This is a genomic window from Streptomyces sp. NPDC107500 (genome assembly GCF_055582785.1).
The window spans coordinates 497,210-522,942 of the sequence record NZ_JBVJPF010000004.1 but is presented as its reverse complement, the minus strand read 5'-3'; the positions used below and the strand labels follow the sequence as shown (position 1 = coordinate 522,942).

Here is a 25,733-nt window from a genome sequence, read left to right as displayed (position 1 = left end):
CGGCGCATCGGCGCCCCCGGCCCGCGGCGTCCGCCCCACGCGGACGCCCTTCTCGTCGCCCCCGGCTCAGCCCCACGTCGCCGAGTAGTGCCGCCGGTACGCCTTGCGGTCCGCCTCGGCGCGGATCCACCGCGTGGCCACCAGGGCCATGAGACTGCCCGCCACGACCAGCAGACCCGGGCCCACGTTGCGTCGGTCCGTCAGCCGGGCGAGCAGCGTCGAGCCGTCGACGCCCGTCACGGGAGCCGCCGCCCCCGGTGCCGCGGCGCCGGGAGCGCCGCCACCGGCGGCCGGCGCCGAGGGCGCGGCGCCCGGTCCGGACCCCTGCTGCCCGGCGACGATCAGGCGGACGCCGAGCGACTCCATGGCCTCCGGCAGCGGCTGGAAGAACGTCGTACCGCCCTTCGCGCAGTCGCCGTTGCCGCCCGAGGTCACTCCCAGCGCGACGCCCTCGGAGAACATCGGCCCACCGCTGTCCCCGGGTTCGGCGCACACGTCGGTCTCGATCAGCCCGGAGACGGTGCCCTCCGGGTAGTTGACCGTCGCGTCCAGCGCCGTGACCTGCCCGTCCCGCAGCCCGCTGGTGCTGCCGCTGCGGAACACCCGCTGCCCGACGGCCGGTTCGCCGACGCCCGTGATCCGCACCCCCTTGCCGTCGCCCACCGCCACCACGTCGGCGCCGTCGCCCGCCTTGCCGTTGGCGTACTCCACCAGGGAGAAGTCGTCCCCGGGGAAGCTGCCCGCGACCGTCTTGCCGACCTGCCGGTCACCCCCGCCGTCACCGAACCAGACCGACCCCGTCGGCCCGCAGTGACCGGCGGTCAGGATGAACTCGCTGCGCCCGTCGGTCACGTTGAACCCCGCCGAACAGCGCCCCGCGGTGGACAGGATCGGCACCGCGCCGTTCAGACGCGTGGTGAACGCCCCCTCGGTGCGCTCCATGCGGACGAAACCGCCGATCCCCTCCGCCACCCCCGTCAGGCGCGACCAGTCCGACGTGGAGACGGTGCGGTCACCGCGGACCACCACCTCGTTCGACCGGTAGTCGAGCGCCCACGCCGTGCCCGGCACCCGGGGCGCCGACCGCAGCGTCGAGGTCGCCGACCTCAGCTCCGACATGCTGTGCCGCACGACCTTCGCCTCGGCACCCGCCCGCCGCACCGTCTCCGCCGTGCGCTCGTCGGTGACCGCGACGACCGGCCGTCCGTCGGCACCGACCCAGTGGCCCGCCGTGTGCTCGTCGCCCAGCTCCGACACCAGGCCGGCACCGGTGCCGGACGCCGTCTGCGCCAGGGTGCGCGGTGTAGCCGACACGTCGGGCGGCTCGCTCGCCACGGCCCGGGTGACCATCGTCCCCCCGACCAGCAGTCCGCCGACGGCCGCCAGCCGTGCCACTCGCCGGACCATGCGTCGTCGTGCGTGCCTCATGCGTGCGCTCCCGAACCCCGACACGCGGTGTCACCACCGCGGGGGCCTCCGGACGTCGAGCGCCCTCCTCCCATACGGGGACGGACACGCGGGTGTTCACCGGGCCGGCGGCCTTGTTTCGCCGCTCCGGCGGGGCGGCCTATCTTGTGCCCCATGACCCGCATCCCGCACGACCGGCCCGGAGACCCCGACCCCCTGCGCGCCCTCACCCTGGACCGGCTGCGCCGCCGTACGAGCATGAAGTGGCGCACCTACCCCGCCGACGTGCTGCCGCTGTGGGTGGCCGAGATGGACGTGCCGCTCGCCCCCGCCGTCGTGCGCGCGGTCACCGAGGCGATGGAACTCGGCGACACCGGCTACCCCGCCGGCACCGCCTACGCCGAGGCCCTCGCGGACTTCGCCGGCAAGAGGTGGGGCTGGGACGGCCTGGCCGTGGAGCGCACGGCGATCGTGCCCGACGTGATGCTGGGCGTCGTCGAGATGCTCAAGCTCGTCACGGGGCCCGGCGACCCCGTGATCGTCAACCCGCCCGTGTACCCGCCGTTCTTCCAGTTCGTGGGCCACATGGACCGGCGGATCGTCGAGGCGCCGCTCGGCCCCGGCCTGCGGATCGACCTCGGGGCGCTGGAGGAGGCGTTCCGGCGGGCCGTGGCCGGCGGTGGGCGGGCCGCCTACCTGCTGTGCAGCCCGCACAACCCGACCGGCACCGTGCACACCGCCGACGAGCTGGCCGCCGTCGCCGCCCTCGCGGAGCGCCACGGCGTCCGGGTCGTCGCCGACGAGATCCACGCGCCGGTCGTCACCGGGGACGCGCGGTTCGTGCCCTACCTGAGCGTCCCCGGCGCCGGACGCGGGCTCGCGCTGATGTCCGCGTCCAAGGGCTGGAACCTGGCCGGGCTGAAGGCGGCACTCGCCCTCGCCGGACCCGGCGCCGCCGACGACCTGGCGCGGATGCCGGAGGAGGTCGGCCACGGACCGAGCCACGTGGGCGTACTCGCCCACACCGCCGCCCTGCGCGACGGCACGGACTGGCTGGACGCGGTACTCGCGGGGCTCGACGAGAACCGGCGGCTGCTCACCGGCCTGCTCGCCGAGCAGCTGCCCGGGGTCGTCCACCGGGCCGGGGAGGCCACCTACCTGGCGTGGCTCGACTGCCGGGCGCTCGGTCTCGGCGACGACCCGGCGCGGGTCTTCCTCGACCGGGGGCGGGTGGCCCTCAGCTCCGGCATCCCCTTCGGCACCGGCGGGGCGGGGCACCTGCGGCTCAACCTGGCGACCTCGCCGGAGGTGATCACGGATGCGGTGCGGCGGATGCGGGCGGCCCTGGAGTGAAGGACGGGGTGCCGGGCGGACGGGTGTGAACCGGGGGCCTGGGCCTAGACTTCGGGACCATGGACGACGCGTCACTGGACCGGCTCGGCGCCGGCAAGTACCTGCTGGTCACGACCTACCGGAAGAACGGCACCCAGGTGGCCACCCCGGTGTGGGTGGTACGGGACGGCGACGCGCTCGGCGTCTGGACCGCCGCCGACTCCTGGAAGGTCAAGCGCGTGCGCAACCGCGCCGACGTGCTGATCGGCCCCTGCGACGTGCGCGGCCGGCCGACCGGCGACCAGGTGCCGGGGACGGCGGAGATCTGCGACGCGGCCACCACCGCCCGCTACCGGAAGCTGCTCGCCCGCAAGTACGGCGTCCTCGGCAGGCTCACCCTCTTCGGCAGCCGGCTGCGCCGGGGGCTGGACGGCACCCTGGGCATCCGCATCACGCCGACGCCGCCCGGGCCCTGACCGGCCCTCAGGTCCAGGCCCGGTACGGCTCGTCGACCAGCTGGAAGACCGGCTCGCCCCGCACCGGGTCCTTGGCCGTGGACAGGCGCACCCGGTCGCCGCTGTGGATGCCGATGAGCGGACCCATGACACGGCCGCGCAGCACGAAGCCCTCGGCCATCTCTATCAGGGACACGTTGCGCGCGGCGGGGCTGTTGCGGTGCACCACCGTGGCGTGGCGCACCGTGCCGGCGCCCTCGCTGCGTTCGGTGCGCAGCTCGCTGCCGCGGCAGACCGGGCACAGCACCCGGTGGTACATCGCGGTGCCGCACCAGGTGCAGCGCTGGAAGAAGACGGCCTCGGTGTCGGGCGCCTGGGGGTCGAGGACGCCCGTCGGGGAGCCGGCTGTCCGCTGAGCGACGTTTCCTGAGTGGTGGTACACGCTGGTCAACTCCCTGCACTCGGGCCGGAATCCCGCGTGCGCGGTCGCCGGGCACGCGTGTGCGCGGCTGGTCCGTGCCACCGTGCACGCGATGAGCGTATGGCACTCAGTGTCACACGTAAAGGCACTCCGTACCCTCAATTGGGCGTTCGGTCGTCCGTGAAGGCCGTCTCGATCTCCCGGAGGACCTGCCACAGGGGCGTCCCGCGCCGCGCGGCCACGACCACCAGGTCCTCGGGCGTCCCGCCCCGGGGTGCCACCGGGACGTCGCCGAACGTGGACTGGGCGTAGCCCAGCGCGTGGTCCACCGCGGCGCCCGCGTCGTCCCGCCCGTCCGAACGGAGCCAGCTGCGCAGGGCGTTGTTGTGCGCCGCGACCACCGCGGCCGCGATCACGTCGGCGCGCAGTCGGCCGTCCGGCCGTCCGCCCAGGCGCCCGCGCAGGTACTCGGCGAGGGCGCGTTCGTAGCGCCACACCACCGACAGCTCGTAGGCGCGCAACCCGGCGACCCGCTTGGTGAGGTGGTAGCGCTGCACGGAGAAGTCCGGGTTCTCGGCGTACATGCGCAGGACCAGACGGGCCGCGTCGCAGACCCGCCGCACCGGGTCGGCGTCCTCGGGCGAGGCCGCCAGGAAGGCCGTCATGTCGGCCAGGCACCGCTCGTGGTCCGGGAATACCACGTCCTCCTTGGACGGGAAGTAGCGGAAGAAGGACCGCCGTCCGACGCCGGCCAGGGCGACGATGTCGTCGACGGTGGTCTGTTCGTAGCCGCGCTCCAGGAACAGCCGGAAGGCCGCCGCGACCAGCGCCTCCCGCATCGGCGGCCGGGCACCCGCCGCGTCCGTCCCGTCCCCGCGGCGGGGCGCCGCACTGCTGGTGCTCATGAGGGGGAACGTAGCAGCTCACCGACGTGCATGGCACTGAGTGCAGCCGAGAGAGGGAACTGAGTGCGCTCGTCACCGGGCAGCCCCGGTCGCATACGATCACTTCCGATCAGCAACGAGGAGTCCGCATGCCGTCCGCCCGCCCCCGCCTCCTGTACGTCACCGACCTGGCCTACGAGGCACGCGGACGGCGCTACTGCGACGAGGACATCTTCCTGACCTCGCGGCTGCGCGAGGAGTTCGACCTGGCCCTGTGCCATCCGCGGGACGCCGCCGCGCTGCTGGACGCCTTCGACGCCGTCGTCGTCCGCAACAGCGGCCCGGTGCTGGGCCACAAGGACGCGTACGACGCCTTCCGCGAGCGGGCCGCCGAGCGCGGAACCCTCGTCTACAACCAGCTCACCGGCCGGGCCGACATGGCCGGCAAGCAGTACCTGCTCGACCTCACCGCCGCCGGATTCCCGGTCATCCCCACCGCCGGCCGGGCCGAGGACCTGCACCTGCTGCCCGTTGCCGACGAGTACGTCGTCAAGCCCATGCTCGGCGCGGACTCGGCGGGCCTGCGGATCGTGCCCGCGGACCGGGTGCGCGAGGCGCTGGGCACCGGCGCCGGGGAACTGCTCGTCCAGCCGCGCGTGGACTTCGCGTACGAGGTGTCCTTCTACTTCGTCGACCACGACTTCCAGTACGCCCTGTACGCGCCGCGTCCCGATCGGCGCTGGCAACTGGAGCCGTACGACGCCACCGTGGCCGACCTGGACTTCGCGCGGCGGTTCATCGAGTGGAACGGCGTCGACCACGGCGTCCAGCGCGTGGACGCCTGCCGGGCACCCGGCGGTGAGCTGCTGCTGGTCGAACTGGAGGACCTCAACCCGTACCTGTCGCTCGACGCCCTGGACGAACCGGGCCGCGACGCGTTCGTCGGCGCGCTGCGCACCGCCCTGCGGCGCCTCCTGGCGACCCGGCCCGCCGAGGCCGACAGGACCTAGCATGGCGGTCATGGCCGCCATGGACGTCTTCCTGCACCGGCTCGACCCCGACATGTGCGTGGTGACGGCCGCGGCGGGCGGGGAGCGGGCCGGTTGCCTGGTCGGGTTCTCCTCTCAGTGCTCCATCGAGCCCGTCCGGTACGCCGTGTGGCTCTCCGAGGTCAACCGGACCTACCGGGTGGCGTCGTCCGCCGACGTCCTGGCCGTGCACCTCCTCGCCCGCGACCAGCGCGGGATGGCCGAGTTGTTCGGCGGGCGGACCGGCGACGACGTCGACAAGTTCCACGGGGTCCGCCGGCGCGAGGGGTACGGCGGGGCCGTCGTCCTGGAGGACGCGGAGGCGTGGTTCGTCGGGCGGGTGGTGGCGCGGGCACCCGGGGGCGACCACGTGGGTTTCGTCCTCGAACCGGTCGAGTGGGGCGGGCGCGAGACGTCCGCCGGACCGCTGCTGCGCCTCGGCGACGCCCGCGCCATCCGCCCCGGCCACCCGGTGGACTGACCGGGGCGCGGGGTCAGCGTCCGGCGGAGCCCCGTTCGACCAGGGCCTCGGTGACGGCCCGCACGCTGCGCGCGATGTGCTGCAACTGGAGCACCTCCGCCGCGTACAGCTTGATGGTGTGCTCGATGACCCCCTCGTGCAGGCCGAGCCGCGGCAGGTCCGCCCGCGCGGTCTGGAGCGCGGTGCGCGCCACCCGGATCTCGTGCTCCACCTGGATCTGCGCGTGGCGGGCGAGCAGCACGGGGTGCCGGATCAGCGCCGGATAACCGGCGTACCGGGCCGGCACCAGTTCGCGCAGCCACTTGGCCGCCGAGCGTTCCCAGTCGTAGCTGCCGGGGGCCTTGACCTGGCAGGGCCAGTCCGGGCTGATGCGCGTGGTCGTCAGGGGCATGATCATCGCTTCCGGGTGTGCGGCGTCGACGGGGTGGGCGACGGGTGGGGGCGGTCCCGGTCCAGGGGACGACCGGGACCGCCGCGGGCGCTCGCGCAGGCGATGCCCGACCGGAACATCCCGGTGCGCCGGAGCGGGTAGGAATCGGCGTCCGGAGATGTTCGCGGCAGGTGTGGACGCGGTCCGGGACGGCCGGGTCGCGATCCGTGAGCAGTATTTATATATGCCATCCGCTTTGCAAGACGTATGAAAACATTCATGCCTGCTTTGCCGTGGATGGCCCTCATATGCGCCGACCAATCTCCACGCCGCCCCCGCGTCGGGGAGGCGACTTCTCCCCGCGGCTCAGTCCCGCAGGAAGAAGTGGTGCTGGTCGGCGACCTGCTCGTACTCCTCAAGCCGCGCCTGCGTCCGTTCCGGATCGGCGTCGGTCATGGCCTGGAGCAGCGCCGCGCACATCACGCCCGGCGCCGCGTAGGAGTCGAAGACCAGCCGCGAACCGGTGCCGGTGGCGAAGGTGACGTCGGCCTCGTCCACCACCGGGCCGAGCGCCAGGTCGGTGATCAGCGCCACCTTGAGGCCGGCACCGCGTGCCACGCGCACGGCGCCCAGGGTCTCGTGGGCGTGCCGGGGCATGGAGAAGGCCAGCACCCAGGTGCCGCCCGCCTCCCGGGACTGGAGCAGGGCGTCGTAGGCGACGGTGCCGCCCCGGGTCACCAGGCGTACGTCGGGATGGACCCGGCGGGCCGCGTAGGCGAAGTACTCGGCCAGGGAGACGGAGATGCGCAGCCCGAGGACGGTCAGCGGCGCCGAGGCGGCCAGCTTGCGGCCGACGTCGATCACCCGGTCCGCGTCGGCGAAGTCGCGCCGCAGGTTCTCCAGGTTCTCGATCTCGGCGTCCACGGCCGCCTGGAGTTCGTTGCCCCGGTTCTCCTCGGCCGCCACCGTGCCCCGGCTGCCCAGCGCGATCGACTGGAGGCGCTCGCGCAGCGCCGGGTAACCGCTGAAGCCGACCGCCGACGCGAACCGCGTCACCGAGGGCTGGCTCACCCCGACCCGGTCGGCGAGGTCGGTGATCGACAGGAACGCCGCCTCGTGCAGGTGCTCGATCAGGTACTGGGCGATGCGCCGCTGTCCCGGGGAGAGGCGGGGCCGGTCGAACAGCGTCCGGAGCCGGGAGGTGGGGGAGGCCGCCGTCTCCGGGGCCGCCCGCCCCGAGGTGATCGCCGATGCCTGTGCGCGTGCCTGCTGCGGCGATGGCACGGGTGCGCCTCCTTTGTCTCCCACGAAGGTCAACATAGCTCACCCCCCGTGGTGGGCACGGCGGTCCGACGAGGCCGCCCGGCGGGGGATAGCGGCGCGCCGTACGGGAACCCGCCGCGACGGAAGGTCCCGCCGGCCCCTGCGGCCCGCGGACACGGAACAGCACGCGGACACGGACGAGGAGCCCCGGTCATGACCGTCCCGGAAGAGAACCGGCCGAAGACCGACACCACCGAAGCCGCCCCGGACCGGCGCGAGGACGAACCGCCGCGCCCGCCGGGCGGCACCGGCCGGACCCTGCGCGAGGCCCTGGAGGAGGCGCACGTCCGCCCGGACGACTACGCCGAGGAGTGAACCGCCCGCCGGGGTGAGCGGGGCGGGCGACGACGGGAACGCCGGACACCCCCTAGCCGCCCAGCACCTCCGCCGGTACCACCAGGTCGGCCCGGTGCCTGCTCGCGGCGACCAGGTCCGCGTTGGCCTGGTCGGTGCCGAGGGCCCAGGCGCGCGCCTGCTCGGGGGTCTTGCCGAACCGCTCGTGCCGGGCGACCAGCCGGCGGATCCGCTCCGCCTCGGTGAGCCCGCAGAACCACACCTCGTCGAGCCGGGGCCGCACCCGCCGCCACGCGCCGGTCCCGAGGAGCAGGTAGTTGCCCTCCGTCACCACCAGCCGCGCCGACGGCGGCACGGGCACGGCCCCGGCGAGGGGCTGCTCCAGCACCCGCTCGAAGCCGGGCGCGTACACGATGCCGTCGCCGTCCTCCTCGCGCAGCCGGCCCAGAAGCGCCGCGTACCCGGCCGCGTCGAAGGTGTCCGGCGCGCCCTTGCGGTGCCGCAGGCCCAGCCGGTCCAGTTCGGCGTCCGCGAGGTGGAAGCCGTCCATGGGGACGTGCGCCGCCCAGGGCTCGCCCGCGCCGTTCAGCTCCCGCACCAGACGCTCGGCCAGCGTCGACTTCCCGGCGCCGGGAGCGCCCGCGATGCCGAGGACGGCGCGTCGCCCGTCCGGGGGGAGGGCGCGGGCACGGGCGAGGAGGTCGTCGAAGGTCAGCGGCACACCGCACAGTGTGTCACCCGATGGGACGTGCCCCGGCGGGGAACTGTGGGGTGTATGAGTACGCAGCTGGGACTTCCCGACGCCATCCAGGCCTGTCTCTTCGACCTCGACGGGGTCGTCACCAGGACGGCGGTGGTGCACGCCGCCGCCTGGAAGGAGACGTTCGACGCCTTCCTGCGAGAGCGCGACGGCGCGGACTTCCGCCCCTTCACCGACTCCGACTACGACGAGTACGTCGACGGCCGCCCCCGCGCCGACGGCGTCCGCTCCTTCCTCGCCTCCCGGGGCGTCGAACTGCCCGAGGGCGGACCCGACGACCCACCGGACGCGCCCACCGTCAACGGCGTCGGCAACCGCAAGAACGAACTGCTCCTGGCGAAGATCCGCACCGACGGCGTGGAGCCGTACGAGGGCACCCTGCGCTACATCGACGCGGTCCGCGCCGCCGGCCTCGCCACCGCGATCGTCTCCTCCAGCGCCAACACCCGGGACGTGCTCCACTCCATCGACGCAGAGGGCCTGTTCGACGTGCGGATCGACGGCGTGGTCGCCCGGGAACGGAAGCTGCCGGGCAAACCTAACCCCGACACCTTCCTCGCCGCCGCCCGCGACCTCGGCGTCGACCCCTCCCGCGCCGCCGTCTTCGAGGACGCGCTGGCCGGCATGGACGCGGGCCGCTCCGGACACTTCGGCTTCGTCGTCGGCGTCGACCGCGTCGGCCAGACCGACGCCCTCTACGCCCACGGCGCCGACCGCGTCGTCAAGGACCTCGCCGAGCTGGGAGGCCGCGCGTGATCACCAACCGGACGTACACCGTGGAACCGTGGCGGGTGCGCGAGACCTCCCTCAACCTCGACCTCCTGGCCCAGAGCGAGTCCGTCTTCGCCCTGTCCAACGGGCACGTCGGCTGGCGCGGCAACCTCGACGAGGGCGAACCCAACGGCCTGCCCGGCAGCTACCTCAACGGCGTGTACGAACTCCACCCGCTGCCGTACGCCGAGGCGGGCTACGGCTACCCCGAGGCCGGCCAGACCGTCATCAACGTCACCAACGGCAAACTGCTGCGGCTCCTCGTCGACGACGAGCCCTTCGACCTGCGCTACGGACGGCTCCGCAAACACGAACGCACCCTGGACCTCAGGCGCGGCGTCCTGGAGCGGACCTGCGAGTGGACCTCCCCGGCCGGTACGACCATCCGGGTGCGCTCCACCCGGCTGGTCTCCCTCACCCAGCGCGCCATCGCCGCCGTGGAGTACGAGGTCGAGCCCCTCGACAGCCGCACCCGGGTGGTCATCCAGTCCGAACTCGTCACCAACGAGAGCCTGCCCGACCCCGACGGCGACCCCAGGGCGGCCAAGGCCCTCCAGTCCCCGCTGGAGCCGGAGGAGCACCTCGCCCTGGGGACGCGGTTGCTGCTGGTCCACCGCACTCGGAGCAGCGGGCTCAGGGTCGCCGTGGCCGCCGACCACGTGGTGGACGGCCCCGGTGGGACCGGCACCAGTGCGGAGAGCGTCGACGACGTCGCCCGGCTGACCATCACCTCGGTACTGGAGCCGGGACAGCGGCTGCGGGTGCAGAAGACGGTCGCCCACGGCTGGTCGGGCGCCCGGTCGCGGCCCGCCATGAGCGACCAGGTCGACGCGGCGCTGGCCGCCGCCGCGCACGGCGGCTGGGACGGCCTGGTCGCCGAACAGCGCGCCTACCTCGACGACTTCTGGGCCAGCGCGGACGTCGAGGTGCACGGCGACGAGGAGATCCAGCAGGCCGTGCGCTTCGCGCTGTTCCACGTGCTCCAGGCCGGGGCCCGCGCCGAGAAGCGGGCGATTCCGGCCAAGGGACTCACCGGTTCCGGATATGACGGGCACGCGTTCTGGGACACCGAGATGTTCGTGCTGCCCGTCCTCACCTACACCGCCCCCAAGGCCGTCGCCGAGGCGCTGCGCTGGCGCCAGGACACCTTGCCCGCCGCCCGGGACCGCGCCACTCAACTCGGGCTGAGCGGCGCCGCCTTCCCGTGGCGCACGATCGACGGGTCGGAGGGCTCCGCGTACTGGCCGGCCGGCACCGCCGCGTTCCACGTGGCCGCCGACATCGCGCACGCCGCGGTCCGCTACACGGCGGCGACCGGCGACACCGACTTCGAACGCGACACCGCCCTGGAACTGCTGGTGGAGACGGCACGCCTGTGGCGCTCCCTGGGCCACCACGACCACCACGGCGTCTTCCACATCGACGGCGTCACCGGCCCGGACGAGTACAGCGCCATCGCCGACGACAACACCTACACCAACCTCATGGCCCGCTCGAACCTCCTCGCCGCGGCCGACGCCTGCGAACGCCACCCGGACGAGGCGACCCACCTCGGCGTCGACGACGAGGAGAGCGCTGCCTGGCGGGACGCCGCCGAGTCGGTGCACATCTCGTACAACGACGAGATCGGCGTCCACGAGCAGCACGCGGGCTTCACCCGCTACCAGCGCTGGGACTTCGCCTCGACGGCCGCCGACCAGTACCCGCTGATGCTGCACTTCCCCTACTTCGACCTGTACCGCAAGCAGGTGATCAAGCAGTCCGACCTGGTGCTGGCGATGTACACCTGCGGCAGCTGGTTCGACGCCCACTGCGACGAGGACCAGATCGCCGCGAACTTCGCCTACTACGAGCCGCTGACCGTGCGGGACTCCTCGCTGTCCGCGTGCTGCCAGGCCATCGTCGCCGCCCAGACGGGACACCTGCGCCTGGCCTACGACTACGCCGCCGAGGCCGCCCTGATGGACCTGGCGGACCTGGAGCACAACACCCGCGACGGACTCCACATCGCCTCGCTGGCCGGCACGTGGATGGCCCTGGTCGCGGGGTTCGGCGGCACCCGCAGGGAAGGTGACAGCCTCCGGTTCACCCCGCGCCTGCCCGAGAAGTTCAGCCGCCTCGCCTTCCGGCTCCAGTTCCGCGGCCGGTGCCTGAGCGTGGAGATCGACTCCGGCCGGGCCACGTACAGGCTGCTGACCGGTGATCCCCTGACCATCCGTCACCTCGAGACGGAGGTCCATGTGAACGGGGACGGCCCCGTCACCCTCCCCGTCCCCGCGCCGAAGCGGCGCCCGACACCCGAACAGCCCCTGCACCGGCGCCCCAACGAGCCCTGACCGGATGGCGGCGAGCCCTCGGACACCGTGACGCACGACACTGCCCGACTGGCCGAGTTCTATCGAGCACTTCGCCGGGCCTCAGGTTAGTTTGACCTTGATTTCCGGGTTTTCCGGGCTCCCGCCACGGGCGGCAGGAGGTGAGGACCGAGCGGCCCCGCGAGGTGCGGGGGTGAGGGGTGCACGATGGCCGGCGGCGCGAACGCCATTCTCGTCGGCGGACGGCGGGGCGAGACGGCGACGTCCGGCACTCCCCGGCGCCTGCCCGTGGACCTCCCGCTCGCGGCGGTGGCCGCCGTCTTCACCGTCGCCCAACTGGTCCTGGTCCACCCCTCGATGGGCCTCGGCTGGGACGAGACGGTCTACGTCAGCCAGGTCACCACCCATCACCCCGCCGCCTTCTTCAGCGCACCGCGTTCCCGGGGCGTCCCCCTGCTGGTGGCGCCCGTCGCCTCCTGGTCGGCCTCCACCGAACTGCTGCGCGTCTACCTGGCCGTCCTCTCCGGCCTGGGCCTGTATCTGGCGTTCCGCGCCTGGCGCGGCCTGTTCCCGTCCCACGTCCTGGCCACGGCCGGAGCCTTCTTCGCCACGCTGTGGGTGACCCTCTTCTACGGTCCGCAGGCCATGCCCAACTACTGGGTCGCCCTCGGCGCCCTGATCTGCGTGGGCTGCTTCCTCCGGGTCCTGCGGGGCGAGTCCGGCAGGCGTGCGCTCTGGGGCGTGGCCGCCGGCGCCCTCCTGATGGCCCTGATGCGGCCGACCGACGCCGTCTGGGTGGCCGTACCCCTGCTGCTGCTCGTCCTCTTACGCCGCCACTGGACGCTGCTGCTCGCGCTGGCGGGAGGCCTGGCCGCCGGGGGACTGGAATGGGTGATCGAGGCGTACGCCTGGTACGGCGGCCTCGGCGAGCGGCTGTCGAGGGCCTCCGAGATCCAGGGCGGCCTCGGCTGGAACTTCGCCGTCGACGACCAGATGCGCAGCCTGGGCGGACGCGGACTCTGCCGCCCCTGCACCGGAGCGATGCCGAACCCGCTGGTCACCCTGTGGTGGGTGGTGCTCCCGCTGGTCGCCGCCCTCGGCGTCGCCGTCGCGGTCCGGGCCCGGCGGACCGCGACGGCCCTGGTCCCCTTCGCCTGCGCCGTGACGTCCGCGCTGCCGTACCTGTTCATGATCGGGTATGCGGCGCCCCGCTTCCTCCAGCCCGCCTACGCCCTGCTGGCCGTCCCCGTCGCCGACGCGCTGTGGCGCCTGGTCAGGAACGGGCGCGGCCGGTGGCGGCCGGTGCTCGCGCCGCTGGTGGCACTCGCCCTGGCCGGGCATCTCGCGGCCCAGACGGCTGTCCTCGTGGGCACCGTGAACCGCAACGTCGACAGCCGCCGGGACTGGACCCGCGTCGCCGACGAGCTGCACCGGCTCGGGGTGCGCCCGCCCTGCCTGGTCACCGGTCACGAGTCGATCCCCATCGGGTACTACACCGGCTGTTCGTCCGGCGAGACCAGCGGCAACAACGGGAACACCACCGCTGCCGAGATCGTGGACACGGCGTCCAGGATCCCGGTCGCCGCGATCACCGGCCCGGGCGGGACCACGCCCGGCTACGCCCGCGACTGGACCCCGCACCGCGTCACCGACCTGAGCGTCCGCGTCGCACCCCCGGGTTAGAGATCGCGTATCGGGAAACGCGAACCGGGCAACGAGACGCCCGACGCAGCGCGAGAGGGAGGCAGTGATGGGCACCGACCCCATGGCCGACGACGCCTACCAGCCCACCGGAACCAACGAGGAGCAGGCCGACGCCGCGCCCCTCGACCTCCAGGACGCCGTCGACGAGCGGACCTACGACGACACGCTCGACGAGGGCTACTCCCCGCCCGAGAAGCCCCTCGGCGTCAACCGGCACGGCACCACGGCCGCCGAGCAGCACGACGGCGAGAGCCTCGACGAGCGGCTCGCCGAGGAGGTGCCCGACGTCGCGGTGCCGGACGGCGACGGCGTGGGCGACCAACCCGGCGGCGAGGGGGAACCGGTCGACGCGGAGGCGGGCGCGGAGCGCTCGGGGCGCCTGGTCGCCCCCGACGAGGGCGTACGCGCGGACACCACCAAGGAGACGGTCGCCGAGGACGTGGGCATCGACGGCGGAGCCGCCGGCGCCGAGGAGGCCGCCATGCATGTCGTACCGGACGAGACGGAGCTCGTGGACCCCGAGGACGACGGGGCGGGACCCGGCCGGACGGGCTGACCCGCCGGGGCCGGGCAGAACCGGGCCCGCAGGGTCAGGGCAGCAGCTTGTCGAGGGCAGCGGGGCCCTCGTCGGCCAGCTTCCGCCTGGCCCATTCCAGGTTCTCCGGCGTGACGTCCCGGCCGGCCGCCAGGACGACGTCCTCCGGGGACACCTCCGTGCCGGTGCGCGCGTGGAGCAGGTCGTCCGGCGTGGCGCGGTCGTCGCCGGTACGGGCTTCGGACGGTCGGGAGGCGTCGGGCTGTGACGTCGACATATCGGTGCTCCTCGGATCCGGATCGCTGCTTCGGTGCCGTGCTGTTGTCGGTCCCGAATATCCCGATAACACCATTCAATGCGGATTCCGCCCGCGCATCCGGAGTGCCGGACGGTCCGACGTGCCGCCGAGGGCGCCCCGGCGTGTAATGGGGGGCACGCGACATCGGACCGATCGAACCTGTCGCCCGGCAGAAGGACCACGGCCATGGCACGAAGGCGCACCGGCGCCGCGGGACGGGGGACAGGCGGCGGGGGAGGACTGCGGCGCTGGGGCGAGTGGTGCGCCCGGCACGGGGCGATCGTGGTCGTCGCCTGGCTGGCCGCACTGGTCGCGCTGACCCTGACGAACCGCTCCTTCGGCGGCGACTACGCCGACGACTTCAACCTGCCCTCCTCCCAGTCCCAGCAGGGCCTGGACGTCCTGGAGCGGCACGATCCGGCGGCCGGCGGCTACAGCAGCCAGATCGTCGTGCACGACGACAAGGGGCTGACCTCGCTCGGCTCCCGGATGTCCGCCACCGTGAGCGATCTGAGCGAGCTCCCGCACGTCCTGTCCGCCCAGAACCCGCTCACCGCCACCCCGCAGTCCGGTTCCTCCCAGCAGAACGTGGGCCCCGTCTCGACGGACGGCCGCACCGGCTACATCACCGTCCGGTTCGACATCCAGCCCGCCCAGCTGGGCGACGGCTACCTCGACGGCGTGGACGACGCCGTCGACCCGCTGCGCTCGGCGGGCGCCGAGGTCGAGTACGGCGGATCGCTCGGTGAGCTGGCCCGGCCGGCGGCCGACGACCGGGTGAGTGAACTCATCGGCTTCGGCGTCGCCATCGTCGTCCTGCTGATCGGCTTCGGCAGCGTGATCGCCGCGGTCGCGCCCCTGGTCACCGCGCTGATCGGGGTGGTCGGCGGGCTGGCCTGCCTCGGCCTGCTCGCGGCGGCCTTCACCTTCGCGACCGTCTCCCCGACCCTGGCGACCATGATCGGCCTGGGCGTCGGCATCGACTACGCCCTGTTCCTGATCACCCGGCACCGGCAGAACCTCATGAACGGTGCCGACCCGGTGCGCGCCGCCGGTCACGCCACCGGCACCAGCGGCCGGGCGGTCCTCGTCTCCGGCTGCACGGTGATCGTCGCGCTCCTCGGCCTGTACGCGTCCGGGGTGTCCTTCATCGGCAAGCTGGGCATCGCCGCCGCCGTCACCGTCGTCTCGGCGGTCCTGGGCGCCCTGACCCTGGTGCCCGCCCTGCTCGGGCTCGTAGGCCGGCACATCGACCGGCTGCGCGTGCGGCGCCCGGTCGCCGAGACCGACGCCGAGCCGGGGGCCGAGCCGCACGGCACCTGGCACCGCTACGCACGGCGGGTGGAGCGGCGGCCGTGGCAGTTCCTGGCCGCGGGCGTGGCCGTCCTCGCCGTACTGGCCGTCCCGCTGTTCTCCCTCCAGCTCGGCCACATCGACGACGGCGCCGACCCCACGTCCTTCACCGACCGGCGGGCCTACGACCTGATGTCCGACGCCTTCGGGCCCGGCTCCAACGGCCCGCTGACCGTCGTCGTCGACCAGAGCGGCGTACCCCAGTCGCAGCGCTCGGACCTCTCCTCGCAGGTCACCAAGAGCCTCGACGGCGTCTCCGGGACGGCCGCGGTGACACCGGTGACCCCCACCCAGGACGGCGACGTGCTGCTCGCCACGGTGTACCCGAAGGAGGACCCGCAGAGCGCCGCCACCACCGACCTGGCCAACCGGCTGGTCGACAGCACCCTGCCCGGCGCCGTCGCCGGCACGGACGCCGAGGGCTACGTCACCGGGGCCACCGCCTCGCAGGTGGACTTCCGGGACATCGTCGCCGAACGCCTGCCGCTGATCATCGGTGTGGTGGTCGCGCTGGCCTTCCTGATCATCCTGGCGGTCTTCCGCGGCCCGCTGGTCGCCCTCAAGGCCGCCGTCCTCAACGTGCTGTCGATCGCCGCCTCCTACGGCGTCGTGGTGGCCGTCTTCCAGTGGGGCTGGGGCGGACCCGCGCTCGGTGTCTCCGGCACGGTGCCCATCGAGAGCTACGTCCCGATGATGATGTTCGCGATCATCTTCGGACTCAGCATGGACTACGAGATCTTCCTGCTCTCCCGGGTCCACGAGGCCTGGCTGCGCACGGGGAACGCGAAGGACTCGGTGGCCCACGCCCTGGAGATCACCGCGCGGGTCATCACCTGTGCGGCCCTGATCATGGTGAGCGTCTTCGCCGCGTTCATCATCAGCGACAACATCGTGGTCAAGATGCTCGGCCTGGGCCTCGCCGTGAGCGTGCTCATCGACGCGACGATCGTCCGCCTGCTCCTGGTGCCCGCCGTGATGACGCTGCTCGGACGGCACGCCTGGTGGACGCCCCGGTGGCTCGACCGGATCCTCCCGCACATCGACGCGGAGGGCGAGCACGAAGGGGGCGTCAGCCCAGGGCGGGCGGCGCGGGGGTGAGGACGAGCATCGTGACGTCGTCCTGCACGTCCGGGCAGAACCGCAGCAGGTCGGCCCAGACCAGCCCGGGGAGCGCGGACGGATCGGCGCCCGCGAGCGCTGCCAGGCGTTCGGCCAGCGGGTAGAAGGTGCCGCCGTCGTCGCGGGCCTCGACCACGCCGTCGGAGGCGAGGAAGAGAAGGTCACCGGGACGCAGCCGCACCGTGGACACCTCCATGGCTCCCGCGTCCGCCAGCCCGAGCCCGAGCGGCGTCCAGGGGACGACCTCCAGCTCCGTGGCCCGCCCGTCCCGCAGCAGCAGCGGCGGCGGGTTGCCGCAGACCACGACGCGCACCTCCAGCCCGTCCGCGGAGAACTCCAGCAGCGCGGCCGTCGCGAACAGCTCCGCGTGCCGCGCGTCCGCCGAGTCCACCAGCAGCCTGCGGTCCATCCGCCCCGCCACCGACGCGAGGTCCGGCCGGTCCAGCACCGCCTCCCGGAACGCGCCCAGCAGCGAGGCGACCGTCGACACCGCCGACAGCCCGTGCCCCTGCACGTCCCCCGTCACCACCCGCACGCCGAACGGGCCGTCCCGCACGTCGAAGAAGTCGCCCCCGACCAGCGTCCCGCGCTGCGCCGCCCGGTACAGCCCGGCGCAGCGCACCGCCCCCACCCGCTCCGGCAGCGGGGGCACCACCGCACGCTGCGCGGCCTCGGCGACCGCGCGCTCCAGCCCCAGCTGGGCGTCGCGCCGGCTGCGCACGAAGGACACGAACACGCTCAGCACCCCGACGAAGACGACGGTCAGCAGGTCCGCGTCGCCCGGCCGGTCGAGCTGGAAGACCGGCACGGTCAGCAGCGTGATCACGGCGCCGCACAGCGCGGCCGTCGCCAGCGGACCGTACGACAGCACGGCCAGCGGCGGGATGGCGCCCAGCAGGAAACCGATGTCCAGACGGTCGTCACTGAGCAGCGTCGCCAGGCAGATCAGCAGGATGAGGGCCGGCGGCAGCAGCCGCACCCAGCGGGGCGGCGGGGCCCCGCTGAGCCAGCTCCGCCGGTCCTCGCCCGGGCGCAGCGGCGGGCCGGACACCATTCGCACACCACCACGCTCCTACGCCGCCCCGCCGCCCGCACGCCGAACCGCGCGGGCCGCGCCCGCGGCGCGCGGCTAGAACGCGGTCAGCGTGAGCCGGAAGCCGGTCGGCGCCGTGTCCTGGATGTACGAGGCGAAGTCGGCCACGTCGTCGAAGGCGAAGCCGTACGCCCTGCCGTCCTCGGTGGCCGCGTGCACCGCCTTGGAGTAGTGGTTGGTCAGGCCGGTCCCGTAGAACGTCGCCGGGTCGGTCGTGGGCTGCTCGGCGGAGGACACCAGCGTGGAGCGGTTGAAACCGGCGCCGAGGACCGCGGCGACGGGGCCGGTCGTGCCGTCGTTGGGCGCGGCGAGGGCACCGTCGCAGAACAGCACGTCCCGGGTGGACGGCTTGGCGAAGGACACCTGGGCGGGACCGTCGAAGGCCAGCCGCCCACCGCGCACCCGGCCGGTGAAGGTGCCCGCGTTGGTGGTGATCCGCAGGTCCTTGCCGGTGTAGGTGCTCCAGACCTCGTCGATGTACGGGGCGAGGTAGTCCTTCGCGAACAGACCGGCGTCCAGCCCGTGCCCCGGGGCGATCACCCGGGTGTCGTCCACGACGAGCGGCGCGAACTCCTCCACCCGGCGCAGCGCGTCGAACACCGCCGCCCGTCCGCCCGGCCGCACGGTCCCGGTGGTCTGGTCCTTGGCGCCGGTCAGCCGGATGGCGAGCGGCACGCTGAACATGTCGACCATCGTGGTGTTGCAGAACATGCCGGAGGAGTTGTACGTGAACTCGGCGCAGTCGTGCAGCACGCCGTGGTTGGGGTCGGACTCCACCCAGCCCGCCGGGTACTGCAGGGCGGGGTTTCCGGCGCCGTCCGCGACCACCTTGAACTTCAGCTTCTCGCCGAGGGACACGTAGATCCGCCCGGAGAGGTAGGGCAGGTTCAGCTTCGTCTCACCGCTGCCGGCGAGGCCGATGGCGTAGTCGGTGTATCCGTCGGCGCCGTTGTCCGACAGCGCCACCGGGGCGACGGTCCCGTCGGGGGTGACGCGCACCTGACGGCCGTCCAGGTTGCCGACGATGTAGACGTGGACGTCCGCGTTGCCGAAGGTGCCGGTGCTGTTGACGATCGTCAGCGGCAGGGCACCGGCGGCCTTGGCCGCGGCGGAGTCCGCTGCGCCGTCCGAGCCGACGCCGGCGAGGGCGTGCGGGGCGACGGCCGCCGCGACGGGCGCGGCCACGACGGCTCCGCCGAGGGCGACGAGCAGCTTGCGGCGGGCGAGCGGACGCTGGTGACGAGGAGTCATGTGGGGGGTCTCCAGAGTGATCGGGACATGACGGCGTGGGAGTGGGGATCCGGCAGCGCTTCTGAGAGCGCTCTCACGCGGTGCGCCGATGGTACGCACGGGGGAGGGGCCGGCCAACCGGCTCCATCCGCCCTCAAGTGCGTTGTTCCTGATGGGACTTGGTGTCCGCCTCGCGAGGGAGGAACGCTTAACCGGTGCTTAAGGCCCGCTTAATCCCGCCTCGAATCCGGTGGCCCATTCGCGTACGGCTCCCGTACCGTTCGGCCCACGCGAGACCGTCCGGGTCACGCGAGCGCCCGTCGCACTCCGGAGGTTCCGTGACCGAGCCGGTCATCCGCACGCTCGACGCCAGCGACGTCGCTCTCTTCGACGCCATGCCCGACCCGCTGGGTGCCCGTGAGGGCCACCGGCTCACCCGGCACCGCCCCGACTGGAAGCGGGTGGCCCTGCGCGACGGCACCGTGGTCGCCCGCGCCGCCTGGTGGGGCGGCCCCGACGACACCGAGCCCGTCAACGTCAACTGGTTCGACGTGGCCGAGGGCGAGGAGGAAGCGGGAGCCGAACTCCTGCGCACCGCCCCCTGGCAGGTCGAACTCGAACTGAACGCCCCCGGCACCTGGCGCGAGGACCCCGCCCTGCGGGCCGCCGTCGAGGCCCGCCTCACCGCGGCCAAGGCGGCCGGTCACGTCCCCCTGGTCGAACGCTTCCTGTACCGCTGGACCCCGGAGTGCGGGCTCCCCGCCCGGCCCGGACGCCTGGACTTCCGGCCCGAACCGGACGACGCGGTGTTCCTCGACGCGCTGCGCCGCATCCACTGCGCCACGCTCGACGCCCACGCGCTGAGGGAGATCGAGGAGCACGGCCTCGACCGGGCCGCCCAGGCCGAGCTGGACTTCTTCCACTGGTGCCCCTCGCCGCGCGCGTGGTGGCAAGTGGCGTACACGGCGGAGGGCGAGCTGGCGGGCATCCACATCCCCGCGCACAACCCGTCCGGCCCGTGCGTCGCCTTCATCGGCGTCCTGCCGGAGCACCGCGGCCGGGGGTACGCCTACGACCTGCTCGTCGAGTGCACCCACGTCCTGGTCGAGCGGGGCGCCGAGTTCGTGTCCGCCGCGACGGACCGGGGGAACCATCCGATGGCCGCCAACTTCGCCAAGGCCGGCTACCCCGTGGTGCGCGAGCGGATCAACTTCCGTCCGCCGGTGGCGGGCCGGTGATCACCGGCGGCCCGGTCGCCGGGTTCCCGCTGCACGTCGAGGGCGGCCGGGCGTGGTTCCGGTGGCGCGACACACCGACGGGTGGCGACGGCTGAGCCGGGTCACCGGCGGTCGGTCAGCAGGGCCTCCGCCTCGGCGAGGATCTCCGTGACCCGCAGCCCGAACGCGGCGTCGCACGGCGACGGCCGCCCACCGCGCGCCGCTCCGAGCAGCGCGTCCGCGGCCCGCCGCAGCGCGGGCACCGGCCCCTCCGCCGCTTCCGGAAGAAGCGTCACACCGGCCCGCCCGCGCAGCTCCACCGTCGCCCCGGCGGCGGCGGGCGGCGCCGTCAGGCTCAGCGTGAGGGTGCTCGACGCCCCGCCGGAGTGCTCCAGGACCAGATGGACGGTGTCCCCGGGACCCGGCACCGCCGCCGACACGCGCCGGGCGTCCCCGAGGACCGGCAGCAGCACGGACAGGGCGTGCGGACCCACGTCCCACAGGGCGCCCTTCTCCCGGCGCCACGGAGAGTGCGCGAAGGGACTGTCGTCGCCGCCGAAGACGGAGCCGAGCCACTGCGCCCGCGCGGTGAACCAGCCGTCCTCCTCGGCCTGTTCGGTGATCCACGCCTCGGTCTCGGGCTGGAACCGGGCGGTGAAGAAGACGACCGAGGCCACGCCCGCCGCACGCACCGCCTCCGCCACCGCCCGCCCCTGAGCCACCGTCGGCGCGAGCGGCTTGTCGAGCAGGAGGTGGCGCCCGGCCCGTGCCGCGCGCACGGCCAGCTCGGCCTGCACGCCCGGGGGCAGCGCCACGGCGACGGCCTCCACGTCGGCGAGCAGGGTGTCGACGTCGTCGTAGGCGCGGGTGCCGTGCCGCTCCGCCAGCTCCTTGGCGGCGTCCGGACGCCGCCCCCACACCCCGACGAAGTCCAGGCCGTCGTGCCCGCCCAGGGCCGGGGCGTGTGCCATGCCGGCCCAGGGGCCGGTGCCGAGCAGTCCGATACGCATGCCGTCGCCTCTCCACGGTGCCGGACCCGCTCGGGGCCCGCCGACGTTCCACATGACGGCCGGCGTGTCACGGCCCGGCCGACGCCGAGCGTGTCACACCGGAACGCCCGCGGACAGCGCGCCGACCGAGTCCGACGCGGGCTCGCCGCCGGGCCCCTGGAGGCCCGGCCCGCCCCACCGCATCGCCCGCACGTCGCCAGTCGCGTCTCACGAGGCCGGTAATCCTGCCGATCCCCCCGGCCGCACCACCCCCCGACAGTGGCATCGCCAGCTCACCGGCGACACCCTCCGGCGGATGTCCCGGGACGCGACCCCACGTGTTCCGGAACGTGTGCGACCACCGGCCGGGCCCCTCGCCACGACAGAGAGGACCACCCCTCGTGCAGCAGAACCCCCACACCCACGCCGCGCCCGGGTCCCGGAGCACCCGGCGGCGGCTCGCCGGACTCGCGGCGGCCGTGACCGCCGCCCTCGCGCTCGGCACTCTCACCGGGCCCGGCGCCCAGGCCGCCGACAACCCCTACGAGCGCGGCCCGGCCCCCACCGTGTCCAGCATCGAGGCACTGCGCGGGCCGTACTCCGTGGCGGACACCAGCGTCTCCTCCCTCGCGGTCACCGGCTTCGGCGGCGGCACCATCTACTACCCGACCAGCACCAGCGACGGCACGTTCGGCGCCGTCGTGATCTCGCCGGGCTTCACCGCGTACCAGTCCTCCATCTCCTGGCTCGGCGCGCGGCTGGCCTCGCAGGGCTTCGTCGTGTTCACCATCGACACCAACACCACCCTCGACCAGCCCGACTCCCGCGGCCGGCAACTGCTCGCCGCCCTGGACTACCTGACCGAACGCAGCTCCGTGCGCAGCCGGATCGACAGCAGCCGGCTCGGCGTCATGGGCCACTCGATGGGCGGCGGCGGCAGCCTGGAGGCCGCCAAGTCCCGGCCGTCGCTCCAGGCGGCGATCCCGCTCACCCCCTGGAACACGGACAAGAGCTGGCCCGAGGTCAGCACACCCACGCTGATCTTCGGCGCCGACGGGGACACGGTCGCGCCGGTCGCCTCGCACGCCGAGCCGTTCTACTCCGGCCTGCCGTCCGGGACGGACCGCGCCTACCTGGAGCTGAACAACGCCACGCACTTCTCGCCGAACACGTCGAACACGACGATCGCGAAGTACAGCATTTCCTGGCTCAAGCGGTTCATCGACAACGACACCCGCTACGAGCAGTTCCTGTGCCCGCTGCCCCGCCCGAGCCTGACCATCGAGGAGTACCGGGGCAACTGCCCGCACGGTTCCTGACGGTCCGTCCGGTACCGGCCGGCGGTGGTCGCGGGGACGTCGCGGCCGCCGCCGGTCCGCTGTGCCGGGGCACGGCCCGGGCCCCCGCCGGTTGGGCGCCGGCACACCGGTGCAGGTGGCAGGGCCGACGGGCCGTCCGACGACTGCGGACCGATGCCTTCCGCACCAGGTTACGCGCGCGTAACCTCCCGGGGATGACCGGAGAGACGACCGTACGTACGGCCGTGCGGATCCACGGCCGCGGCGCACAACAGGACGCGGTGCGCGCGCTGTTGGACGGCGTGCCCGCCCGGGGCGGCCACCTCGTGGTGACCGGCGAACCCGGGCTGGGCCGGACCACCCTGCTCCAGTGGGCCGCCCGCTCCTTCCGGGCCGGTCCCGTACTCCGCCTCGGGCCCGGACTCGGACCGGACGCCCCCGCCACCGCCGAGCACCTGCTCGACACCCTGCGGGAGGTGCCCGGCCCGGCCCCGGCGCTCGTGTGCGTGGACGACGCCCACCTGTGGGACGCCCCGGCCCGGATCGCGCTGAGCCGCGCGACGCGGCGCCTGCGACCCGCCGGCCCGACCGCAGTCCTCCTCGCCGTCGCCGGACACCGGGCCGTCGACCCGGAGTTCGCCCACCTGCCCCTCGTCCGCCTGGACCCGCTGAGCCCGCCGGTGGCCGCCGACCTGCTCGACGACCTGACCGACGGCGCCGTGGCGCCGGCCGTCCGCGAGCGGCTTCTGGCCGAGGCCGAGGGCAACCCGGGTCTGCTGCACGCCCTGGTCCGCCGGCTGTCACCCGCCGAACTGCGCGGGCACCTGCCGCTGCCCGGCCCCCTGGCCGACGCGGCGACCCTCGCCGAGGTGGCGGGCGACGCGCCGGCCGGCCCGTGCGGCGACGCGCGGGACCTGCTGCTGACGGTGGCGGCCGCCGTGCGGGCCTCGGACGGGCCGGACGCCGACGCCGGGCTGGTCCTCGACGCCGTACGCCGCCTGCGTCCGGAGCCCGGCCCCGGCCCCCGTCCGGCACCGCTGCCCGCCCAACTCGCCCTGACCGGCGACCGGCTGCGCTTCCACGGCACGCTGGTCCGCCGCGCGGTCCTCGTCACCGCCGCGCCGGACCGGCGCCGCGCCGCGCACCGCGCCCTGGCCGACGCACTGGAGACGGGCGGCGACCCGCTCCCGGCGCTGCTGCACCGGACCTGGTCACTGGCCGGACCCGCACCGGCGCCCCGGCTCGCGGACCGGTTGGCGGCGGCGGCCGACCGCACGGTGTCCGCGCCGTACGGGCTGCGCGCGACGGCGTACGCGCGTGCCGCCGAGCTGACGGCCGACGCGGCCACGCGTGCCGAACGGTACACGGCCGCCGCCGAACAGGCCCTGCTCGCCGGCCGCCCCGAGCGGGCCCGCCCGCTGCTCACCGCCGCCCGCGACAGCGCCGCCCCCGCCGCGGTCCGGGGCCGCGCCGAACTGGTGCGGGGACTGACGGAACTGCGGGACGGCCCCGTCGGCGACGCCCACCAGTCCCTGCTGCTCGCCGCGTCCCTCCTCGCCCCCGAGGCACCCACCGCCGCCGACACCGCCACCCTGGCCGCCGCCGACGCGGCCTGGGCGGCGGGCGACCTGCCGGCGTGCCTGGCGGCACTCGCGCCGGAGCCGCCGCACGACCTCCCCGTCCACCTGAACCCCGCGCCGCCGCGCGCCGCGGGACACCTCGCCGCCGTCGTGCGTGAGCACCGGGTCGGGATGCGGGCGATGCTCGAAGGGCGGATCGACCGGGCCGTCGCGCCGCTCGGGCAGGTGGTGGAGCGGGGGAGGACCGACGACCGTCCCGAGGGGCTGCTGCGATCGGCGGCGGCCGCGCTGCTGCTCGGGGACGTGGACGCCGCCCGCCGGGGCGGGGCCAGGGCGCTGGCCGCCGCCCGCCGGCTCGGGTCGGACGCGCTGGTGCCGCAGGCGCTGGAGTACCTCGCCTACGCCGAACTGCGCGCCGGGCGGCACCCGCAGGCCCGCACCCACGCGGAGGAGGGGCTGCGCACCGCCCTGCGCACCGGACAGCGCAACACCGCCGCCCACCACCGCGCGATCCTCGCCCTCGCCGCGTCGATCGAGGAGGAGCCGGACGTCGTCGCCCGGCACGTCACCGCAGCGCTGGGCACCGCCCGGCGCCACGGACTGGCCCAGGTGGCCACCCTCGCGGAGTGGGCGACGGCCCGGGCCGACCTCGGGCGGGGACGCCCCTTCGACGCCGCCGACCGGCTCGGCCTCCTCGTCCTGCCCGGACCCGGACGCGGTCACTTCGCGGTGTGGCGGCTCGCGGTGCCGTGCTTCGTGGAGGCCGCGGTCCTCGCCGGACGCCACGAGGAGACCCGCGAGGTGCTCACGGACTTCGCGGGCTGGGCGGCGTTCGGCGCCGACCCGCAGGCTGCCGCCCAACTCGCCCGCTGCCACGCCCTCCTCGCCCCGCCGGACCGCGCGGACGGCCTCTTCCGGCACGCCCTCGCCCGGCACGACGAGGCGGGCGGCGACTTCGAACGGGCCCGCACCGCGCTGCTCCACGGCAAGTGGCTGCGGCGCCGCCGCAGACCCCGCGAGGCCCGCGGCCGGCTCGGCACCGCGCTGGCCGGCTTCGACCGCTGCGGCGCCGGCGTCTGGGCGGCGCAGGCGCGCGGCGAGCTGCGCGCGCTGGGGGCGCTGTCGGACGGCCAGGACACCGGGACCCTCACCCGTCTCACGCCCCAGCAACGGCGCATCGCGCGGCACGTCGCCGAGGGCGCCACCAACCGGGAGGTCGCCCTGACCCTGGCGGTCAGCACCCGCACCGTCGACTACCACCTCCGCAAGGTCTTCGCCGCGCTCGGCGTACGCTCCCGCCTGGAGCTGGCCCGCATGGTCGAGCAGGCCGAACAGGCCGAACCCGTCGAAAAGACCGGTGCACGCCCCTAGGGACCGACCGGACGGTATGCCATCCTTCGGGGCAGGACGAGTCAGGGGGCAGGCCCGGCGCGGGCGGGACGGTCCGCCGCGGGGCACCTCCGCGAGCCCTGCCCT

At 74.4% G+C, this 25,733-nt stretch carries 23 protein-coding genes and 1 pseudogene; 14 read left to right on the top strand and 10 right to left on the bottom strand.

Annotation, left to right across the window (positions count from 1 at the left end; all coding sequences use genetic code 11):
* Window positions 1–66 precede the first annotated feature (66 nt).
* Entirely contained in the window at window positions 67–1,428 is a 1,362-nt protein-coding gene (locus ACZ67M_RS18880; protein WP_469851805.1) for a S1 family peptidase, read from the bottom strand.
* 153 nt (window positions 1,429–1,581) lie between these two features.
* Here ACZ67M_RS18880 and ACZ67M_RS18875 point away from each other — a divergent pair, with 153 nt between their 5' ends.
* Both ACZ67M_RS18875 and ACZ67M_RS18870 read left to right on the top strand, forming a co-directional pair.
* Window positions 1,582–2,760, top strand: coding sequence for a MalY/PatB family protein (locus tag ACZ67M_RS18875; RefSeq protein ID WP_469851803.1), 1,179 nt, complete (start codon window positions 1,582–1,584; stop codon window positions 2,758–2,760).
* A 59-nt stretch (window positions 2,761–2,819) separates the two neighbouring features.
* Window positions 2,820–3,215: a PPOX class F420-dependent oxidoreductase gene (locus ACZ67M_RS18870; RefSeq protein ID WP_361367072.1), complete on the top strand. Its 396-nt coding sequence runs from the start codon at window positions 2,820–2,822 to the stop codon at window positions 3,213–3,215.
* 7 nt (window positions 3,216–3,222) lie between these two features.
* Here ACZ67M_RS18870 and ACZ67M_RS18865 read toward each other — a convergent pair whose 3' ends face one another.
* Window positions 3,223–3,636 (bottom strand): Zn-ribbon domain-containing OB-fold protein, encoded by a 414-nt coding sequence (locus ACZ67M_RS18865; RefSeq protein WP_392013335.1) that lies wholly within the window; start codon window positions 3,634–3,636, stop codon window positions 3,223–3,225.
* 137 nt (window positions 3,637–3,773) lie between these two features.
* A complete protein-coding gene (locus tag ACZ67M_RS18860) occupies window positions 3,774–4,520 on the bottom strand; it encodes a TetR family transcriptional regulator (protein WP_385796744.1) in 747 nt (248 codons plus the stop codon).
* Between the two features lie 128 nt (window positions 4,521–4,648).
* Here ACZ67M_RS18860 and ACZ67M_RS18855 point away from each other — a divergent pair, with 128 nt between their 5' ends.
* A complete protein-coding gene (locus tag ACZ67M_RS18855; protein ID WP_469851801.1) occupies window positions 4,649–5,509 on the top strand; it encodes an ATP-grasp domain-containing protein in 861 nt (286 codons plus the stop codon).
* Between the two features lie 10 nt (window positions 5,510–5,519).
* Entirely contained in the window at window positions 5,520–6,008 is a 489-nt protein-coding gene (locus ACZ67M_RS18850) for a flavin reductase family protein (RefSeq protein ID WP_361367083.1), read from the top strand.
* Between the two features lie 13 nt (window positions 6,009–6,021).
* Here the strand turns inward: ACZ67M_RS18850 and ACZ67M_RS18845 are convergent, their stop codons facing one another.
* Both ACZ67M_RS18845 and ACZ67M_RS18840 read right to left on the bottom strand, forming a co-directional pair.
* Complete coding sequence (locus ACZ67M_RS18845; protein ID WP_361367086.1) at window positions 6,022–6,405, bottom strand: hypothetical protein; 384 nt, start codon at window positions 6,403–6,405, stop codon at window positions 6,022–6,024.
* A 339-nt stretch (window positions 6,406–6,744) separates the two neighbouring features.
* The gene (locus ACZ67M_RS18840; protein ID WP_385796751.1) at window positions 6,745–7,662 is read right to left on the bottom strand and encodes a MurR/RpiR family transcriptional regulator; all 918 of its coding nucleotides are present in this window, start codon (window positions 7,660–7,662) and stop codon (window positions 6,745–6,747) included.
* A gap of 192 nt (window positions 7,663–7,854) precedes the next feature.
* On the opposite strand from ACZ67M_RS18840, the gene ACZ67M_RS18835 reads away from it, so the two are divergent.
* Window positions 7,855–8,016, top strand: a complete 162-nt coding sequence (locus tag ACZ67M_RS18835; RefSeq protein WP_163015713.1) for a hypothetical protein — start codon at window positions 7,855–7,857, stop codon at window positions 8,014–8,016.
* Between the two features lie 52 nt (window positions 8,017–8,068).
* On the opposite strand, the gene ACZ67M_RS18830 is transcribed toward ACZ67M_RS18835, so the two are convergent.
* The gene (locus tag ACZ67M_RS18830) at window positions 8,069–8,716 is read right to left on the bottom strand and encodes a nucleoside/nucleotide kinase family protein (RefSeq protein ID WP_469851798.1); all 648 of its coding nucleotides are present in this window, start codon (window positions 8,714–8,716) and stop codon (window positions 8,069–8,071) included.
* Window positions 8,717–8,770: 54 nt separating this feature from the next.
* On the opposite strand from ACZ67M_RS18830, the gene ACZ67M_RS18825 reads away from it, so the two are divergent.
* The 4 genes from ACZ67M_RS18825 to ACZ67M_RS18810 all read left to right on the top strand — a co-directional run bounded on the left by ACZ67M_RS18825 (window position 8,771) and on the right by ACZ67M_RS18810 (window position 14,101).
* Window positions 8,771–9,511 (top strand): beta-phosphoglucomutase family hydrolase, encoded by a 741-nt coding sequence (locus ACZ67M_RS18825; RefSeq protein ID WP_392101382.1) that lies wholly within the window; start codon window positions 8,771–8,773, stop codon window positions 9,509–9,511.
* Window positions 9,508–11,862, top strand: coding sequence for a glycoside hydrolase family 65 protein (locus ACZ67M_RS18820; RefSeq protein WP_469851796.1), 2,355 nt, complete (start codon window positions 9,508–9,510; stop codon window positions 11,860–11,862). Before ACZ67M_RS18825 ends, ACZ67M_RS18820 begins: the two co-directional genes overlap by 4 nt.
* Before the next feature lie 186 nt (window positions 11,863–12,048).
* Window positions 12,049–13,524 (top strand): hypothetical protein, encoded by a 1,476-nt coding sequence (locus tag ACZ67M_RS18815; protein WP_469851795.1) that lies wholly within the window; start codon window positions 12,049–12,051, stop codon window positions 13,522–13,524.
* Window positions 13,525–13,591: 67 nt separating this feature from the next.
* A complete protein-coding gene (locus ACZ67M_RS18810; protein WP_361367101.1) occupies window positions 13,592–14,101 on the top strand; it encodes a DUF5709 domain-containing protein in 510 nt (169 codons plus the stop codon).
* Between the two features lie 34 nt (window positions 14,102–14,135).
* On the opposite strand, the gene ACZ67M_RS18805 is transcribed toward ACZ67M_RS18810, so the two are convergent.
* Window positions 14,136–14,357 carry a hypothetical protein gene (locus ACZ67M_RS18805; protein WP_307016840.1) on the bottom strand — a complete coding sequence of 74 codons (222 nt, stop codon included), beginning with the start codon at window positions 14,355–14,357 and terminating at the stop codon, window positions 14,136–14,138.
* 78 nt (window positions 14,358–14,435) lie between these two features.
* Between ACZ67M_RS18805 and ACZ67M_RS18800 the strand changes: the two are divergent.
* Together ACZ67M_RS18800 and ACZ67M_RS18795 are read left to right on the top strand one after the other, a co-directional pair.
* Window positions 14,436–15,722 (top strand): annotated as a pseudogene (locus tag ACZ67M_RS18800) (MMPL family transporter); the annotation flags it as partial.
* 141 nt (window positions 15,723–15,863) lie between these two features.
* Complete coding sequence (locus ACZ67M_RS18795; RefSeq protein ID WP_392013378.1) at window positions 15,864–16,829, top strand: MMPL family transporter; 966 nt, start codon at window positions 15,864–15,866, stop codon at window positions 16,827–16,829.
* Here the strand turns inward: ACZ67M_RS18795 and ACZ67M_RS18790 are convergent.
* Both ACZ67M_RS18790 and ACZ67M_RS18785 read right to left on the bottom strand, forming a co-directional pair.
* The gene (locus ACZ67M_RS18790; RefSeq protein ID WP_469852053.1) at window positions 16,801–17,904 is read right to left on the bottom strand and encodes a PP2C family protein-serine/threonine phosphatase; all 1,104 of its coding nucleotides are present in this window, start codon (window positions 17,902–17,904) and stop codon (window positions 16,801–16,803) included. The genes ACZ67M_RS18795 and ACZ67M_RS18790 overlap by 29 nt on opposite strands.
* A gap of 75 nt (window positions 17,905–17,979) precedes the next feature.
* Window positions 17,980–19,194: a glycoside hydrolase family 64 protein gene (locus ACZ67M_RS18785; protein ID WP_467324655.1), complete on the bottom strand. Its 1,215-nt coding sequence runs from the start codon at window positions 19,192–19,194 to the stop codon at window positions 17,980–17,982.
* 317 nt (window positions 19,195–19,511) lie between these two features.
* On the opposite strand from ACZ67M_RS18785, the gene ACZ67M_RS18780 reads away from it, so the two are divergent.
* Window positions 19,512–20,411: a GNAT family N-acetyltransferase gene (locus ACZ67M_RS18780; protein WP_392101386.1), complete on the top strand. Its 900-nt coding sequence runs from the start codon at window positions 19,512–19,514 to the stop codon at window positions 20,409–20,411.
* A gap of 101 nt (window positions 20,412–20,512) precedes the next feature.
* Here the strand turns inward: ACZ67M_RS18780 and ACZ67M_RS18775 are convergent, their stop codons facing one another.
* Entirely contained in the window at window positions 20,513–21,400 is an 888-nt protein-coding gene (locus ACZ67M_RS18775) for a Gfo/Idh/MocA family protein (protein WP_469851793.1), read from the bottom strand.
* A gap of 380 nt (window positions 21,401–21,780) precedes the next feature.
* On the opposite strand from ACZ67M_RS18775, the gene bdeA reads away from it, so the two are divergent.
* Window positions 21,781–22,698 (top strand): bis(hydroxyethyl) terephthalate hydrolase, encoded by a 918-nt coding sequence (bdeA, locus tag ACZ67M_RS18770; protein ID WP_469851791.1) that lies wholly within the window; start codon window positions 21,781–21,783, stop codon window positions 22,696–22,698.
* 194 nt (window positions 22,699–22,892) lie between these two features.
* The gene (locus ACZ67M_RS18765) at window positions 22,893–25,628 is read left to right on the top strand and encodes a LuxR C-terminal-related transcriptional regulator (protein ID WP_469851789.1); all 2,736 of its coding nucleotides are present in this window, start codon (window positions 22,893–22,895) and stop codon (window positions 25,626–25,628) included.
* Window positions 25,629–25,733: the final 105 nt, after the last annotated feature.